This window comes from Psychrobacillus sp. FJAT-21963 (assembly GCF_001420585.1).
Taxonomy (GTDB): domain Bacteria; phylum Bacillota; class Bacilli; order Bacillales_A; family Planococcaceae; genus Psychrobacillus.
Map to the genome: position 1 here is coordinate 65,446 of NZ_LJIY01000004.1, position 16,536 is coordinate 81,981.

General features: G+C 34.2%; 16 protein-coding genes and 1 pseudogene. 5 read left to right on the forward strand and 12 right to left on the reverse strand.

The annotated features are described in order from the left end of the window. Positions 1 to 687: 687 nt before the first annotated feature. Both AN959_RS11040 and AN959_RS11045 read right to left on the reverse strand, forming a co-directional pair. Positions 688 to 1,674, reverse strand: coding sequence for a ketoacyl-ACP synthase III (locus AN959_RS11040; RefSeq protein ID WP_056830800.1), 987 nt, complete (start codon positions 1,672 to 1,674; stop codon positions 688 to 690). Between the two features lie 161 nt (positions 1,675 to 1,835). After that, entirely contained in the window at positions 1,836 to 2,186 is a 351-nt protein-coding gene (locus AN959_RS11045; RefSeq protein ID WP_056830803.1) for a hypothetical protein, read from the reverse strand. 762 nt (positions 2,187 to 2,948) lie between these two features. Between AN959_RS11045 and helD the strand changes: the two genes are divergently transcribed. Next, a complete protein-coding gene (gene helD, locus AN959_RS11050) occupies positions 2,949 to 5,285 on the forward strand; it encodes an RNA polymerase recycling motor HelD (protein ID WP_056830805.1) in 2,337 nt (778 codons plus the stop codon). Positions 5,286 to 5,536: 251 nt separating this feature from the next. Here helD and AN959_RS11055 read toward each other — a convergent pair whose 3' ends face one another. From AN959_RS11055 to AN959_RS11085, 7 genes are all read right to left on the reverse strand, one after another. After that, positions 5,537 to 5,776 carry a hypothetical protein gene (locus tag AN959_RS11055; RefSeq protein WP_056830807.1) on the reverse strand — a complete coding sequence of 80 codons (240 nt, stop codon included), beginning with the start codon at positions 5,774 to 5,776 and terminating at the stop codon, positions 5,537 to 5,539. A gap of 126 nt (positions 5,777 to 5,902) precedes the next feature. Beyond that, positions 5,903 to 6,349, reverse strand: a complete 447-nt coding sequence (locus AN959_RS11060) for a GNAT family N-acetyltransferase (protein WP_056830809.1) — start codon at positions 6,347 to 6,349, stop codon at positions 5,903 to 5,905. A gap of 224 nt (positions 6,350 to 6,573) precedes the next feature. Next, a complete protein-coding gene (locus AN959_RS11065; RefSeq protein ID WP_056830811.1) occupies positions 6,574 to 7,140 on the reverse strand; it encodes a DUF4256 domain-containing protein in 567 nt (188 codons plus the stop codon). A gap of 419 nt (positions 7,141 to 7,559) precedes the next feature. Beyond that, the gene (locus tag AN959_RS11070; RefSeq protein WP_056830813.1) at positions 7,560 to 8,468 is read right to left on the reverse strand and encodes an ABC transporter ATP-binding protein; all 909 of its coding nucleotides are present in this window, start codon (positions 8,466 to 8,468) and stop codon (positions 7,560 to 7,562) included. A gap of 22 nt (positions 8,469 to 8,490) precedes the next feature. Further along, a complete protein-coding gene (locus tag AN959_RS11075; protein WP_156350777.1) occupies positions 8,491 to 9,684 on the reverse strand; it encodes an ABC transporter permease in 1,194 nt (397 codons plus the stop codon). Positions 9,685 to 9,697: 13 nt separating this feature from the next. Further along, complete coding sequence (locus AN959_RS11080; protein WP_056830817.1) at positions 9,698 to 10,816, reverse strand: hypothetical protein; 1,119 nt, start codon at positions 10,814 to 10,816, stop codon at positions 9,698 to 9,700. 290 nt (positions 10,817 to 11,106) lie between these two features. Further along, positions 11,107 to 11,595 carry a GNAT family N-acetyltransferase gene (locus AN959_RS11085; protein ID WP_056830819.1) on the reverse strand — a complete coding sequence of 163 codons (489 nt, stop codon included), beginning with the start codon at positions 11,593 to 11,595 and terminating at the stop codon, positions 11,107 to 11,109. Positions 11,596 to 12,251: 656 nt separating this feature from the next. On the opposite strand from AN959_RS11085, the gene AN959_RS11090 reads away from it, so the two are divergent. Beyond that, positions 12,252 to 12,854 carry an NADPH-dependent FMN reductase gene (locus AN959_RS11090; RefSeq protein ID WP_053591412.1) on the forward strand — a complete coding sequence of 201 codons (603 nt, stop codon included), beginning with the start codon at positions 12,252 to 12,254 and terminating at the stop codon, positions 12,852 to 12,854. A gap of 180 nt (positions 12,855 to 13,034) precedes the next feature. On the opposite strand, the gene AN959_RS11095 is transcribed toward AN959_RS11090, so the two are convergent. Beyond that, positions 13,035 to 13,250: a hypothetical protein gene (locus AN959_RS11095; RefSeq protein WP_231687484.1), complete on the reverse strand. Its 216-nt coding sequence runs from the start codon at positions 13,248 to 13,250 to the stop codon at positions 13,035 to 13,037. A gap of 238 nt (positions 13,251 to 13,488) precedes the next feature. Between AN959_RS11095 and AN959_RS11100 the strand changes: the two genes are divergently transcribed. The 3 genes and pseudogenes from AN959_RS11100 to AN959_RS11105 all read left to right on the forward strand — a co-directional run bounded on the left by AN959_RS11100 (position 13,489) and on the right by AN959_RS11105 (position 14,989). Continuing rightward, entirely contained in the window at positions 13,489 to 14,202 is a 714-nt protein-coding gene (locus AN959_RS11100; RefSeq protein ID WP_056830821.1) for a ZIP family metal transporter, read from the forward strand. A 117-nt stretch (positions 14,203 to 14,319) separates the two neighbouring features. Next, a pseudogene (locus AN959_RS21725) lies at positions 14,320 to 14,552 on the forward strand (DUF6366 family protein). Between the two features lie 65 nt (positions 14,553 to 14,617). Beyond that, the gene (locus AN959_RS11105) at positions 14,618 to 14,989 is read left to right on the forward strand and encodes a hypothetical protein (RefSeq protein WP_056830823.1); all 372 of its coding nucleotides are present in this window, start codon (positions 14,618 to 14,620) and stop codon (positions 14,987 to 14,989) included. A 173-nt stretch (positions 14,990 to 15,162) separates the two neighbouring features. On the opposite strand, the gene AN959_RS11110 is transcribed toward AN959_RS11105, so the two are convergent. Both AN959_RS11110 and AN959_RS11115 read right to left on the reverse strand, forming a co-directional pair. Then, positions 15,163 to 15,477, reverse strand: coding sequence for a metalloregulator ArsR/SmtB family transcription factor (locus tag AN959_RS11110; protein ID WP_056830826.1), 315 nt, complete (start codon positions 15,475 to 15,477; stop codon positions 15,163 to 15,165). A gap of 70 nt (positions 15,478 to 15,547) precedes the next feature. Further along, positions 15,548 to 16,495: a cation diffusion facilitator family transporter gene (locus tag AN959_RS11115; protein ID WP_056830828.1), complete on the reverse strand. Its 948-nt coding sequence runs from the start codon at positions 16,493 to 16,495 to the stop codon at positions 15,548 to 15,550. Positions 16,496 to 16,536: the final 41 nt, after the last annotated feature.

Consider the following 16,536-nt stretch of genomic DNA (forward strand, 5'->3'; position numbering starts at 1 on the left):
TAACAAATGTCTACCCTTTGACATATATCTCTAAACAAAAAGTTACTTGGACGTTACCATCTTCATTATTCCATAAGAAAAAGCTGCCCCCTAAAGCAGCCGTTTCTTCAACTAAACACCAATAGTTGAAAAATAAATTTATTAAATTTTACCTGTTAGTTGAAGTGCAATGTTTCACAATCTGATTTGGTTTAAACCATTTGAGAAAAAAAATAAAGTTGAGTAATATGCTTCAGCATTTTAGCCTTTATGAAAATTAGATTTTCTCCATCTATCCTGCTCCATTAATTCATTAATAAAGCTTTATATTACTCGAATTTAATAATTTAATTACTACTTAACTTTGTCTTCTTTAAAATAAATATTTCTCTTATAAAAGCCCCAATGGCTGAAGAGAGAAATATTATAGCTATTAGGTTTACGACTCTAACAAATGTATAGGGTGTGTAAATAACTTGAACGCTTTGACTAATTACCAATAAGCCAAAAATTAGAGACATCATTATAAGATATTTGGGCGTTGCTTCCCTTGGTTTACTCATTATCATCACCCCTAAATTACCTATTCTACATATGACTCACACTATCCTTCTTAAACCAACCTGCCTCGTTAATACAATTAAATTAACAAATAGAGCGTAGATTCTCCTGAATCTACGCCCTTTACTTTAAGAATATTTACATTGTTTAATATCTAAATAACATAGTAATGAACTCGTGACCGCCACCGATTGTCCAAAATAATATTAAGTCTCCACGCTTTATCTTTCCTGATTCGATTCCTTCATGAAGAGCGATAAAAGGACTGCTTGTACCAGTATATCCATATTTGTCTCCTACATAAATAAATTTTTCTTCAGGTATATCAAAATGGCTTTGAATTTTATCAATATTCACTTTAGCAAATTGAGATAAGCAGAACGCATCTACATCATCAATTTTAAGTTGATTTCTTTCTAGAATGGCTTCAAACATATCATACGTATAAGGGAGTGACATCGCTCCATCAAATGGCTGCCAAAGCATGAATTCTGCACTTTCACCCGCTTTATTTGTTTGAGATAATCCCTTTTGTGGATATAAAATATTGTTTCGGTTACTTGAGTCTACTTCAAACATCGCATCGATAAATCCTGCCTCATTCTCAGTCTTTTCTAATATAATAGCAGCAGAAGCATCCCCAAAGTTAGCATACGTCATTGCATCTTTTGGGTCAGCCACTAATGATAGATAATCAGAACCTACCACAAGTGCGGTATTAACATGTGGATTGGATTTCATATATCGGGACGCCTGTTCTACTGCAATTGACATACCAGCGCAATTTGCGTTCATATCAAAAATTACTGTTCCTTTTTTTGCTTGAATGGCATTATGAATGAACATAGCGTTGGTTGGAACAGTCACTTCAGGTACTTGAGTAGAAAAAACAATCATATCTACATCCTTACCTTCTAATCCCACTTTTTTCAACACTCGATTTGTTGCTTCAATCGCCATTGTAATCGTATTTTCTTCATGATTATCAATGACATAACGCTCTTTTCTTCCCATAATATTTAAGAAATTTGTAATATCATTTCCTTGTTTTTTAAAGTGTTCAAGATAAACATCATTGTTTACTTGTTTTTTTGCATGGTAAACATCCACTGCTTTAATTCTAATGTTAGTCATAGTCGTAAGAAACCTCTCGAATGAAATTTTAGTATTATATACAATTACATATCTTGTTATTAAGCTTAATCATTTTAGTACATTAAGTTACGAGTTTTGTTATGTAAATATCAAATAAAAAAGGCAGGATCCTTTAATAGCCCCTTACCTTTTTGTAAAAATTAATATTTTTGAATTACCTCAAACGTAGTTAGCCCTACATTATTCGCCAAGCGTTTTAATTGCATGGAGATTATAGCACTTTTCCTAATACCTACTTCTACTTTCTTAAATCCAGAAGATTTATAAAGTGCTAAACAATTTTCAAGATCTGGTATCATTTCTTTTGTCACTACATCCAAATCACTACAATTAAATTCCAAGACGAATTCGCTTGCATTTATTGATGATAACTTATTCTGATAATCATTAATAAATTGTTGAGCTTTTTCAGGAGTAAAAGTCCCGCTTACCATCATATCAACAGTTTTCTTAGCGAGATTTACGTTCATTGTGTAAGTTCCTTCTGCCATTATTTAAACCACTTCCTTATTAAAATCTGTGAAAAGTTGCATTTCGTCATTAGTTTAAATAGGAAATTTTTATTAAAAATATTAACCCTACTTTAGACGTAGATGCCGAAAAACTTCTCTCTTTAACTATCGTCATATAACAATTTTTGTTAATATCTATTCAATGTTTTTAAATATTCGAATTTAAAATTAGTGTTGATATAGTAAAATTCCATAAACTATATCACCTTTATCTACAAAAAAGGAAGTTGCACTTCTTCCATTCAATTCAAATTAATCAAGAAGAGGGAGCAAAAATTGTTTTAACTATTAACAATTAAGGTTTAAAACAGATTTATTTGAGATGTAATAGTTCAAAAATAATTCTTATAATAAAGTAATTAACCACCAATTTGTGGTGGTTTTGGCTTTATACTTCTCAAATAACCTTCACAGTAAGTTGAATAAGAAATAAAATTTTTTATCAAAAAGAAACAACAATTATTTATGGTTTCTATATTCGAAGTAAAAATGTGGTCAAAAAAACACCCTCTTATCTAGCGGGTGTGTGTTTCTTGCATTCAATTGGTGTATGTTTGGCAAAGTAGTATTAAGAATCGACAAGCATAGAAATCATGTCCAATACATTGAAAAAAATGAGAAACTGTGGTAAATTTATATAGATATATGCCAAAAATAGTAATGCGCATTATATCCCTATTATATATTATACAACATACTTTTTTCATTTGTCAATACCAATCTTTTTAAGGAGTGGTTGCTATGGGTTCAGAATTTCAGCAGGAGCAAAAACGAGTGGAAAGTGTAATTGAGACAATAACGGAGCGAATCAGCGGATTAGAGGAAGAAACTTCTCGACGTCGGAACGAACTAGTTAATATGCGCAAACACTTTTGGGATGAAGTCAAGGTGAATGTTGATACCTTCGACGATTATCTTGAGACCATCATCGGCTTGAGACAAGAGGCTCAGGCTCTATCAGTAAGCCAAAGCACCAATAGACATGTATCCAATAAATTATCCAAGCTTCGACGTATGCAAGAGGTTCCCTACTTCGGACGAATCGATTTCATTGAAGAAGGAGAATCTACTCAGGAACAATTTTATATTGGAATCTCCACACTTACGGATGCAAGTGGCGAAGAATTCCTTATCTATGACTGGAGGGCGCCTGTCTCAAGTGTCTACTATGAGTACCAAACTGGACCGGCCAAGTATGCAACACCTGGGGGGGAAATCAAAGGCTTATTAGAGAAAAAGGGGCAATATCTAATCCGTGGCGGTGTTCTCCAATCTATGTTCGATACAAGTCTCACCATTGGAGACGAGATTTTACAACAGGTGCTGGGCAAAGGCACAGACAAACATATGCACAATATAGTTGCTACCATCCAACAGGAGCAAAACCGAATCATCCGTCATGATCGTGGGAGACTGCTCATTGTTCATGGTGCTGCTGGCAGTGGCAAGACATCGGCCGCCCTGCAGCGGATTGCTTTTTTGCTCTACAAATATCGAGATAGTATGACTGCTGATCAAATTATTCTTTTTTCGCCTAATTCGATGTTTAACAGTTATGTGTCCAATGTGCTGCCAGAACTCGGAGAAGAGAATATGCAGCAGGTCACATTTCAGGAATACTTAAACCATCGACTAAGTAAAGAATTTCAAGTTGAAAATCCTTATGAACAATTGGAATATGTTTTAACTGCAACGAATACCCCTTCCTACAGACCAAGGGTTGCGAGCATTAGATTCAAAGCATCACTCCTTTTTTTCAGAGCAATTGAATCATATAGGAAGTCATTAGAGTTATCTGGAATGTTATTCAAGGATATAAACTTCAGAGGAAAGCCGATTGTTACTGCGGGGCAAATAGCAGAAAGGTTTTATAGTAACGATACTTCACTCCGATTTCATAATCGACTTGAAAAATTAAAGGATTGGCTAATTAAGAAAATAAATGAAGCTCAAAAGGCAGAACTAACTAAGCCGTGGGTACAGGAGAAAATCGAGCTGCTTAGCAACGAAGAGTACCATAAGGTCCATACCTATTTAGCGAAAAAACGCAGCTTTAAAGGAGAATCGATTGCCGATTATGAGATAGAGCCTGAAGCACTTGCCCAATTAATTGTTCAACAGAAATTGAAGCCGTCACGTAAACGAGTCCGAACATTTGACTTCATCGACATTAAGGGGATTTATATGCAGCTTTTTGCTGACCCCCTGCAGATCAAACAGTGGATAGAGAGTGAAACACCCGCGGAGTGGGCAGAGATTTGTCAAGCGACGCTGGAAATGCTATATGAAGGCAAACTATCTAACGAAGATGCTACTCCGTTCTTATTTATGAAAGAGCTGATTCAAGGCTTTCAGTCGAACCGCTCCATAAAGCACATACTTATTGACGAGGGACAGGACTATTCACCGTTTCAATTCGAGTTTCTAAAGCGTTTATTTCCTTCAGCAAGAATGACTGTGCTAGGTGACTTTAATCAAGCGATATTCGCCCATGCAAGCGAAAAGGATGATTTTCACACACTTATGAACTTATACGGACAGGTTGAAACGGAAGTGATCAACATGACACGCAGCTACCGATCCACAAAACCGATTATCGAATTTACACGCAGACTAGTTCCTAACGGCGAACGGATTATTCCTTTTGAACGCGATGGTGAGCGACCTGTGCTGACACAATTGCTCGATCACACAGAACTGCACCGCTGCATAGCATCCAAAGTCGCGACTTTGCGAAATCTTGGTTATAACAGTATTGCTATAATATGTAAATCAGCTGAGGAAAGTAAGCGTGCATACGAAGCCTTGTCCAACATCGATGATATTAAGCTAGTGAAGAACGGTTCGATTGAATATGAACAAGGAGTTGTTGTCATACCATCGTATTTGTCCAAAGGCATCGAATTCGACGCTGTCATCATTTATGACGCATCAGAGGAAGTATACGGCGATGAGAGCGTTCGTAGAGTATTCTACACAGCTTGCACCAGAGCTATGCATTATTTGCAACTTTACAGTGTAGGTGAACCAACCCCATTATTGAGAAAAGTCTTGCGGGAAAGTTTTATCCAAGCTTGACTTAGTCGAAATTTTAACGATAAACACTTGTGACAATTACCTAATTAAGAAGAATATTAATCAGCCGAAAATATGTGAGTTTTTATTCACCACTTACATATTTTCGGCTATTTTGCATTTAAAAATACAGCCATCAAACTCAATACAATAATAATCAGTGAAGAGTCATGTAAAAAAGTCCTGTCCTTATTTAACTAACCTGCTTCTTAAGTAAAAAAGCGACTGTTCCCGTTGAAACAATCGCTTCCGATTTACCCTTTAATTGACCTCGTTTTTTTCTTACTTATGAACCAAATTAATATCGTTAGAACAAGTAGTAGGACTGGAGTCAAACCAACATATTTCCAAGCATTATTTACCCCTGAAAAATAATATGCTATCGGTATGAATGTAATCGTACTAATTAGTAGGAATACCGAAGACTTTTTAACAATACCCACCAATAAAGCTGCAATTGAAACAAATAATGAAAGTTGCCATAATAATAACATTTTCGACCTCCATTTATCTTTTTCTTTCTTCCACTTAATCTGCCCAGTTAGTTCAATAAGAAAAAGCTACCCTTACAGGCAGCCACTTGTTCAACTAAAGCACCCGTTAGTTGATTAAGGATAATTTTAAATAGCAATATTTTTAGAAAATAAAATACGGTCTTGTCCAACACCAGCGTAATCAGTTTTTAAGGATACGGAAAAACCCATTGATTTATGAAATGAGATAGAACCCTCGTTAACTGGTGAAGTAATGCAACGGACAGTGCTACAACCTAAGTTTCGAACCTTAGCAAAAAACAATTCATATAGCTCTCTTGCTAAGCCGTTCTTCCTGAATTCTGGATTAACACCCACGAAGTGTATGTAAGCTTCGTTTAAATTTGTTTGCGACACAAATCCAATTAAAAATGCGGATAATACTTCATTGTCTTTAACTATGAAACTTGTTGACTGGAAATGCTCGAAAAACAGGCGAGGTAACAAATGGGTCATCTCGCGACCACCCCACCAATCATTCAAAACATCCATTACTTTATAATAATCTTCTTCTGTAATGTTATGAGTTTGCATTAATACAACTCCTTTTTGATGCACATTTATGTTATAGATTCATATTAACATGAAAAAACAAATATTTTATTCTACTAAACTGCGCCTTTAGTTGAATAAAAAAAAGAGCTGCCCATTCCAGCTCTTTAATCTATTGCTAATGCCTCTGATAGTTGAAGATTGAAATTAAAACCTTTCTCCAAGTGATCCGTTCTCAAATTTAACTTTAGCCGTCTATTCAAAATTTAAACCCTAAGCGAGCCACGGAATCCCCTTGCAGCATAGTAGGAGTCTGCTCCATTGTGGTACACAAAGACAGTGTCGTAGCGACGATCACCAAAGACTGCACCGCCGAGTTTTCTAATATTAGCAGGTGTTTGCACCCAGCTCGACGTTTTCAAATCGAAATTTTCAAGTTTCTGCAGCCCTCGGTACTGTTCTTCCGTTAAAAGTTCAATGCCCATGGCAGTTGCCATATCAATAGCGTTATTTTCTGGTTTGTGTTTTTTCCTTGACTCCAGTGCTTCACGGTCGTAACAAACACTTCTGCGACCTTTAGGACTTTCTGCTGAACAATCATAAAAAATGTATTCGCCCGTCTCTTTATCATGGCCAACAACATCCGGTTCACCACCTGTTCCTTCCATTTCATTGAGCGACCACAGTTTTTCAGTATTAGCTTCGAGCTTAGCTTGGACTTTAGCCCATTCAAGACCTTCATGGCGGTTCATGTTTTTCTCAAAACGGGCTTTCAAAGTTCTGAGTAGTTCCTCACGTTGTTCTAGTGACAACTCCTTATTTCTCTTTGTCATATAAGTTTCCCCCTTATTGTTACTCTAAATGATTTAAGACTAAACTGTCCTTTAGTTGTATAAAAAAGTGAGTTTTATTTATCAATCATTACTAATTTTTTTATCTTAAATATAAAATAATAAATGCGATAATACAAGGATAGGTAAATAAACACAACAGCATTCATATGTTCAACTAACTGTACATAAAAATTTTCACCTAACTTTACTTAAGCCTCTTTTGATTCTCTAACTTTACCATTCATCTTGTTAAACTAACCACAATGGATTTCTTAGATTTACTTGATTTTTTGGATGAAGAAATAGACCATCAAACTGATGGTCTTGTTTAACTAAGCACCCGTTAGTGAAATATCAAAATTCAGGCTTACTACAAATTATAGTTGTATTGTTCCCTTTTATATTAACCCTCACAAAAGTCATCCTTCTTGATAATACATGGAATATAAATCATTCAATGTAACTTTCCCAATGCTAAACTCTGTTAACTGATTGTCTTTAAGAAACTCTACAATCGTTCCTAATTTCCTTGAATCATATCCACGAACATCTATTAAAGTAACGCCATTTGGTAATAATCGCACATTGGTTTTTGGAAACTCTTTTGATAACTTTTCTTTTATCTTCTCTGTCATTTCTGTTACCCGTACAGTCGTGATTTCTCTTTCTTCGAACCCTGGCGAAATGACATTAACTAGGATTAACTCACCATTTCTCATAAAAAAAATTCGATCTGCATATTTTTCTAAGTTATCTAATAAATGAGAAGCTACAATAACCGTTTTTCCTTCAGACTTCTTTTTAACGAGTATCTGTGAAATAAGTTCGACATAAGTAGGATCTAATCCGTTCATGACTTCGTCCATTAACATGATTTGGGTGTCTGATACAATTTGCATCGCAAAACAAAGTCTTTGGCGCATTCCCAAAGAATACGTACCTGTCTTCTTATTTATATATGACGCCATCCCTAGTTCTTTTATTGTACTGTCAATCAGTTTTGGGTTACTATTCCATATGGAGGAATAAATTTTTAAATGCTCTTTTCCAGAAATCTGATTATACAAGTCACTTTGGTCAGGCATCATGGATACTAGTTGATGGATTTTTACCTCATTCTTTTTGTTTGTATATTCCAACTCATGATTTAGTATAACTTTCCCACTATTTGGATTGATATAATTCATAATCACATACATAAGCGTTGACTTCCCCGTCCCATTAGGAGCTACCAAACCAATAATTTCTCCTGGATTGAACAGCACAGAAACATCCTTTAAAATGTCTCTACTTGAAAATTGAACACCAATATTTTTTAATTCAATCATACCTTTCCTCCAAATCTTCAAACTACAATAGCTTAAATTTTTTATGATTGCTTATTAAGAAAGTGAGTAATAAAAAAATACACGTACATAATCCTATTATGGAGAGTCCAGTTCCAAAAGTGAGTTCATCTGTGCCATAAAGATAGTTTCGATAACCTGAAATAATCTGTCCCACCTGAACATAGCTCGTTGGATACCATTGAACATCGCGAAATACTCCAATCCCTCTACTAAAGTAAGCAAATTCAACAATTACAACCACGCAACCTATCAATAAAGTTGCAAACTCGTTTTTGAGCGTCACACTTACAAGTAGTAGCAATGAAATAATGAATAAAAACCAGATAACCAAAAATAGCACGTTTTGGATCAGGTATTCCCTAATCGTTATATTTGAAAATAATTCTTCAACAGAATGATAAATCGGAACTGGTAAGTTAAAATCACCAAAACCATTTTGGACACCAATTATCAATAGACCTACAGAAAGTGGAATAATTGCAAGGATACTCCCTACTAAGGAAACTGCTCCTTTTATAATCAACCTTATCCAATCTGAAAGAGGCAAACCTTGTAACAGTGTTGGATTCCTACGATCCTTTATGACGATATCGACTGTGAAGAGTATACAACTAACAATGAGAATAAATGGCAGGTAAGAGTGTAACTGACGTTGCAATGTTTGCAACGCAGTCCTTTCCTCGAAAACATTTATAGTTAAATCCGATTTCCCTTTTGTATACCCTTCGAACCGACTTGCAGAATACGAATACGCGAAGTGTCCATCTTCCCTCGCATAATTATTTCCATACGTATAATATCTCGGATTATAGTAGAGGAAATCACCTCCATAACGGAAGATTATCGCATCAGAGTATGCATACCACTTAAATGTAGCTTCTGCATACTCATTTAAATTGTGCTGTTTGATAGCTTCTAATCTTTCTTTGTCATATTCATTCCATTCAGGGAATATTTGCGCAGCAAATTTAGTTAAAGGGTGAGTCCCGTCATTTATCTCAACATTCTTTAGAAATTCTTCTCTCGTTAGGTAACGAGCCTCCATTTCACTTACATCTACTTTTTCAATAGGGTTATAAGCTGGAGCTATTTTTAGTGCATAATAACACGAGAAGAAAAGAAGAATGACATAAATTGCAATATTCTTCTTATTGAATATAAATTGAAGAAATTCAAACTTAAAATACGACCACATTATCTCACTCACCTTATACCTTCTTTAACTTCCCAGTAGTCAAGAATAACTTTATAGCGACTACCATTATAACTATGCTCAACGCGATATAAATAAGTCCATGTGTGCTATTTAAGAGGGCCGGGTTTGTAAGATCGAGTGTCTGACCGTTCAATATGTTAGTAAAATTCAAGTAGTTAAATGGATTAAACGGAACAAAATTCATCATGTCCGGAAATAACATAGGGAAAATAAACAATAACAATTGCAAAAACAGTGTCAAATACATATTCTTCAATAAAACATTTAAAATTACAGATAGTAATATTGTAAAAATAGAAATACAAATCATATAAAGTACAGATACACCTATGTATTTATATATTGGATAAACTTCAAAACTACCATTAAAGATAGCAATAGGGTAGGATGGGTTTCCTAGTCCCTTAAAAAAAACTAACAGTAGACTGCAAACAAATAACTCCAGTAGAAATACACCTACTATAAGCATGGATGAGATACACTTAGATAAAACGTACTTATCAAAGGATATAGGATAACCTTTAACTATAGACGTATGTTGGAATTCTTCTATCATGATCCCACAAGTATAAATACTCATGAAAATAAACCATACAGAACCTAGTACACCAAATAAAAAAGCGAGAAACTGAAAGAAAGATAGCGAATTAACGGATAACGAAATTCCCGTGTTCTTCACATACTGATAAAACACAAGATCCAATTGATTTTCTACCTTTGAAGGTAGATTACTTGCAACATCATCATATCCTTCCATATGAAATGATTCGGTTCTTAAATTTGCAAGGTCGATCGCTGTTTCCAAATACAACTCCGGCCGATTCATTTTTAGTGCCATTCTTTGTTTAGATACATATTGTTGCTGAAGTACTAAATTCTTATATAAGTCGCTGCCATTCCCATTATGAGTAGCATCAACATTTTGAAATTTACTCAACGCGGAAGAAAGTGATTGATATTCACCCGCTTTTTCTTTTATTAAGTTTCCTAAATCCTCCGTTTTCACAAATAAAATTAATCCAAAAACAAATACTGCCAAGATAATACTAGCTAAAATATTTTTCTTATTTGATTTCTCTAAAATAAAATTAGTCTTTAATATCTTCCACATAGGCATCCTCCAAATACTGTCCTAGCAGTCAAAATGTTTAGACCGCTTAATATAGAAAGTAACACCAACAAAGTTTCATACTTAATAAATTCGCCTTGCACATAAAATATCCCTTTAGGTGGTTGGAAATTTTATGATAATCCCCTTCCTTCTTCCATTAATACTGCCGCTGGCTCAAATAATAAGTCGTCTATTATTGGTAGTATTTATGTATAAACGAATTGAAATGGTAAAAAAAAAGAACGGTTATATTAATTACCGTTCTTTCATATAGGATTCTACTTATTAATTTAGATTTTAAATGTCTGGGCTATGCAAGGTTCGTCATCAATTAATTGATTCTTTTCTTCAAAATCAATATTAAATTCTTTGAATATCTTTCTCCAAAAGGATACGGCAGGGAGGTTATTTACAAGTTCAATAACATAGTATTGACCTTTTTTGCTTTCAAATAACTCTTTAACTGCCTGTATTCCATAGCCCCTCCCTTTGAACTTATTTAGAATAAAGATATCATTAATGCAGAAATCACTTTCTTTTTTTAAAAATGGTCTTTCCAAAAGAAGTATAAAGCCAATTATGTTGCCTTCAGATTCGATGAAATAAGGAGAAATACCCTCATTTGTCCAAAACAAATAAAGATCTTCGTAATCAAAGAATCCATTTTCATTGATAGTAATGTTTGGTGTGAACATAGAAAGGTCATGAAGATAAAAAGAATATAAGTTTTGTAGAATTGTTTTCTCGTTTTCATAAACTTCACGAAGTCTAACAGACATCTAAAAACCCCCTAGCATTTCTTTTAACTATAGCTCAATGTATTTGATGTAGAAATAGTTAAATTAAAAACGAAGATGAAATAATAACATCTAGATTACATTAATCGTTTTTGTAATTGTTGCTCTATACTCTTGGTTTGTATATCTATAAATCCCGTAATACAAAATATATTAAAACAAAATGTTGACAATTGTTATGAATTTATGTTAAATTTATTTCGAATTAAAGATATTTTAATTAAAGGTAAAATCATTCATAAGAGAATGGAAATTTTTTTAAACATATATCTCGAATTCGAGGTAAAAATATATTCTTTTTTATATCTCGATTCAAATTTCCGTTGTACTCACTTAGTAGGAACACGTTTCGACAGAATATTAATTGGTCATACTAGTATAAAGAACCAACCTGGCATAATCCTTCATAGATTATGTCGATCAAACAATAACCATTAAAGGAGGTGAGGGAAGAATTAGTGTGCTTATTTTGTAGAACACAATAAGTTTTACATAATGCACATGTTTCCTTCCATGCAAGCGATTATGTGGTGTAATCGAATGAGAGGTATGTAAATCGTTACTATAACCACTATTAGTATGACCCTTCTATACAGTAAGAAGCACAATGAATATAAGAAAGCATATGAGGTAGAACAATGAGTTTTTTTAGAAAATTTTTTGGATTAGACACTAAAGAAGAACAAATAGGAGGAAATGACATGTTGAAAATTGGAATAGTTTTAGGAAGTACACGTGAGGGACGCGTTAGTCCACAAGTAGGAGAATGGGTAAAAGAACTAGCAGACAAGCGTGGAGACGCTGAGTACGAAATCATCGACATTGCAGAATTTAAGTTACCACTTTTAGGTGAACCAGGTGGCGATGCTTCAGGTGCAGCAGCTTGGAGTGCAAAAATCAATGGTTGTGACGGATTCGTATTCATCGTTCAAGAATATAACCACTCCATTACCGGCGCATTAAAAAATGCTTTAGACTACTTACGAGATGAGTGGAATAACAAAGCAGCTGGTATCGTATCATATGGTTCCGTAGGTGGTGCTCGTGCAGCAGAACATTTACGTGGCATTTTAAGTGAATTGCTTGTAGCACATGTTCGCGTTCATCCAGCACTATCCCTCTTCACTGACTTTGAAAACGGTACTGTATTTAAACCAAAAGCTGTACAAGCTGATTCAGTAAACCAAATGCTAGACCAAGTTATTCCTTGGACTAATGCACTAAAAACTGTTCGTAAGTAATTTAATAGTTTAAATTGTTACACTTCACAAAATGTGTATGGCGTGGGTATCGAAAGCCAGTCGGTGAATTTGTAAAATTTATTTAATAGAGATGCAAAAGACCAAGTAGAGCCAACTTAGACTCTACTTGGTCAATTTTATGAAAAAGTAGTTATAGTTAACTTTATTAAGCAAGGAATATTAAATAGAGTTGTTTGTAAATATCGTATTATATTCAACCCACTTTTCTTTTTCTCGCTCTACTGCTCGGTTTTGCCATTCAAACCAAACATATGAACATTCACTACAATGACTTTCTACACCACTATTATTGTTCATATCTCTACGTGTAAATAAGGTCCTTTTGCGACAGCTGTAGCAATAAATTACTTTATCTTCATCACTTTTTATTATCATAATTATCTTTCCCTCCAATATAAACTATTTATTGGCTATTACTTGGCTAATTATTCTATAATCAAATAATTTTACTAAATAATTGGACAGTCTAATTTATGGAGGTACCTTCCATGCACTAATCGCAAGTGTCTTTTAGAAATGTCATTCACATGAATTTAATTTCGTTTTCATAAATGCATGACAATATCCATATAAACATAAAGACAGACAGAGTGAACATAGTAGGAGTGATCAATTGTCTTTGATTTGGGTAATGGGCTATATCTACACTGCTTTAGGATTTAGTATAGGTGGGGTAATAGCATGGACGTTAAGAGGAGTACAAAGAAAAATAGATACTATTTACAGTATTTGCGCTGGTTTAATTCTTGGTTTATTAAGTTTTGAAGTTGCTCCCGAGGCTATAAACCTTGGAAATTGGCTCACATTCATCGTAGGATTTGTCATTGGAGTTATTTTATTTAAAATTACACATAAAGCTTTGAAAAATTTATTTGGAACTTTCAAAGGTAAAGATAACTTTTCATTACAAACGGGTATACTGTTGTTCCTTAGTATTTCATTTCACAATTTGCCTATTGGAATAGTAATAGGATCAAATCAAGAGTCTAGTATTGAAATGACGCTTCTACAAACCATTTTACTTCACAATATACCTGAAGGAATAATTGTATTTACTCCATTATTTATTGCGGGCCTTGGAGTATGGACATGGCTATTTTTATCTTTAATTGTTGCAATCCCAGTTGGTTTTGGCGCTTATATAGGGAACTCAATGGGAATTGGCGATCCAATGTTTTGGTCTTTTTCCATAAGTTTAGCAGTAGGCACAATATACATGATCACCATCCAGGAAATAATCATGGAGTCTATTAAAGATTTTTCAAAAGTATTAACAATAGCACTCATAAGCTTTGGATGCATAGGAGGTTTTCTTTTTCTTACCTAGCGCTTTTCTGTACATTTTAACCGTCACTTTGTTTTTCATATGCACGCAAAAATAAAAAGAGCCTTACCAGCATATCCCTTATATTAAAGGGTGGCAGAGGCTCTTTTTGGTACTTTAATTAGAAATCAAAGGTCGGATAGGTTTTTTCAAGAAGGTACACCTGAAGAAAAAAGAGAGAGATTAAGACAAGTAGAACTAAAAAAAATTCAACAGGTTCATTACAAGATGGATTTAGTAGAGCAGAAAATGGTAACTTAGCTGACTTAGTTGGTGGTTTAGATTGGAAAGGGACAGGAATACTAATCGTTATTTTATTCGTTGGAAAAGTTTTGTATAAACTGTTTTTTTAATGACTTTACTTACACTGTAACTTAAATTCAAGAAATGCGACTAACTTTAAATAGGAGGTGGTTTCTTGAAAAGTTTATTTCCACGTTTTCTTTTTATTATTTTAATAGCACTATTGACTATAGGATGTTCATCTCAAAACATAGAAGAAGTGAACGTATACAAAATGGACAGCTTTTCAAAAGTTGGAGAGAATTCATTGACTACTTATACAGACTCAAGTGTCATGAAAGATTTTAAAAATGCATTCAACAGTGCTAATAAAGAACCAGGAATAGTGAATATGGTTGACCCCGATTATAAAATTGAATTTGGAGATAAATCTTATTTTCTTTGGATAAGTGATGAACATGGCACAATAATGAATACAAATGATACTCATACCATTTATAGTCTTTCAGAAAGTTCGGCAAAAAAAATAGTCGAGATTTTAAACTAATGGCTGATATAGGGAAATATAGGTAGGGATTTTATATAACAATCACTTTATTTTTTAATACCAAGGCTATTTCTTACAAAACGTATAAGAACTAAAATAATCTATAAGTAAAAATAGAGTAGCTCAAAATTTTTTGAACTAACTCTATTTCAATTCATAATATAGAATGTATTTTAATGCTTTGCATGACCAATCGCTTGATGCAATAGATTCATAATATGGTCATCATCGCTTGAATAATACAACGTTGTCCCTTCACGTCGAAATTTTACTAAACGTAAATTTTTCAAAAAACGGAGCTGATGAGATACTGTGGACTGACCTAAATTTAGTGCCTCAGCAATATCATTCACAGAGTGCTCGTCGCAGCAAAGTAAGTTTAATATACGAATACGTGTTGGATCACTTAACGCTTTAAACGTCTGGGATACGACAAACAGTGTTTCTTCATCTAATTCATGTGTATTAGTTTGTACTTCTTCTGCCATACTTTTTACACCTCCTGTAACTAATCCTATTGATTCACTATTTTTCTATTGGAAGTCCTAATACACCCCTTTAGTGATGGTGGTGTGCATGTGCAGCTGAGACATCAGCTTTTGCTGTACATAAAATAGAATTATCACATTTATGTGCATTAGATTCCAACTGAATCGTCACATGCTGGATATTTTTATGTTCTAAATCATGTTCTATTTTGCGTAGTAGCTTTTCGCTCTCTACAATCGTCATTTGTCCCTCGACCACCACATGACAAGAAAGTGCATTTAAACCACTTGTAATAGACCAAATGTGTAAATCATGAACGTCAATAATTCCATTTGTCTGTTCAATTGTATGAACGATATCGTTTACACTTACATTTTGAGGCGTGCCCTCCATCAATACATGCAGCGAAGCTTTCGTTACATAATAGCCACTGCGTAAAACTAGTGCTGCGACAATAACACTTGCTAATGGGTCAGCCCAACCCCAACCAAAGAACATAATTAGAAGTGCTGCAATAATTGCGCCAATTGATCCTAGCATATCACTAATCACATGGAGAAATGCCCCACGCATATTTAAATTCTCTTTCGTATCACTGCCACGCATCATAATCCAAGCAACGAGGATATTCACTGCTAACCCAATACTACTAATAACAAGCATACCGGCTGTTGCCACTTCTGGTGGATTTGTAAATCGTTCAATTGCTTCATAAAAAATAAAGAAAGCTATTAAAATAAGCGTCACACCGTTTAAGACGGCTGCTAAAACTTCAAAACGTTTATAGCCATATGTTTTACTAGCATTTGCTGCTTTTTCACTCAATGTAAATGCTAATAAGGCAATTCCAAGAGATACGGCATCGCTTAACATATGCCCTGCATCAGAAAGAAGAGCAAGACTGTTTGTAATATAACCCCCTACCGCTTCTACAATCATATAGATGGTAATGATTATAAACGAAATCAGTAATACTTTTTTATTTTCACCATGTGCATGATTATGACTATTACCCATAAAAATCCCTCCCTATTGTTAACCTAAATTTTTATATATGA

Coding starts and splice junctions, on each gene's coding strand:
- AN959_RS11040 (WP_056830800.1), bottom strand. CDS start 1,674: ATGACTAACATTAGAATTAAAGCAGTGGATGTTTACCATGCAAAAAAA.
- AN959_RS11045 (WP_056830803.1), bottom strand. CDS start 2,186: ATGGCAGAAGGAACTTACACAATGAACGTAAATCTCGCTAAGAAAACT.
- helD (WP_056830805.1), top strand. CDS start 2,949: ATGGGTTCAGAATTTCAGCAGGAGCAAAAACGAGTGGAAAGTGTAATT.
- AN959_RS11055 (WP_056830807.1), bottom strand. CDS start 5,776: ATGTTATTATTATGGCAACTTTCATTATTTGTTTCAATTGCAGCTTTA.
- AN959_RS11060 (WP_056830809.1), bottom strand. CDS start 6,349: ATGCAAACTCATAACATTACAGAAGAAGATTATTATAAAGTAATGGAT.
- AN959_RS11065 (WP_056830811.1), bottom strand. CDS start 7,140: ATGACAAAGAGAAATAAGGAGTTGTCACTAGAACAACGTGAGGAACTA.
- AN959_RS11070 (WP_056830813.1), bottom strand. CDS start 8,468: ATGATTGAATTAAAAAATATTGGTGTTCAATTTTCAAGTAGAGACATT.
- AN959_RS11075 (WP_156350777.1), bottom strand. CDS start 9,684: ATGTGGTCGTATTTTAAGTTTGAATTTCTTCAATTTATATTCAATAAG.
- AN959_RS11080 (WP_056830817.1), bottom strand. CDS start 10,816: ATGTGGAAGATATTAAAGACTAATTTTATTTTAGAGAAATCAAATAAG.
- AN959_RS11085 (WP_056830819.1), bottom strand. CDS start 11,595: ATGTCTGTTAGACTTCGTGAAGTTTATGAAAACGAGAAAACAATTCTA.
- AN959_RS11090 (WP_053591412.1), top strand. CDS start 12,252: ATGAGTTTTTTTAGAAAATTTTTTGGATTAGACACTAAAGAAGAACAA.
- AN959_RS11095 (WP_231687484.1), bottom strand. CDS start 13,250: ATGATAATAAAAAGTGATGAAGATAAAGTAATTTATTGCTACAGCTGT.
- AN959_RS11110 (WP_056830826.1), bottom strand. CDS start 15,477: ATGGCAGAAGAAGTACAAACTAATACACATGAATTAGATGAAGAAACA.
- AN959_RS11115 (WP_056830828.1), bottom strand. CDS start 16,495: ATGGGTAATAGTCATAATCATGCACATGGTGAAAATAAAAAAGTATTA.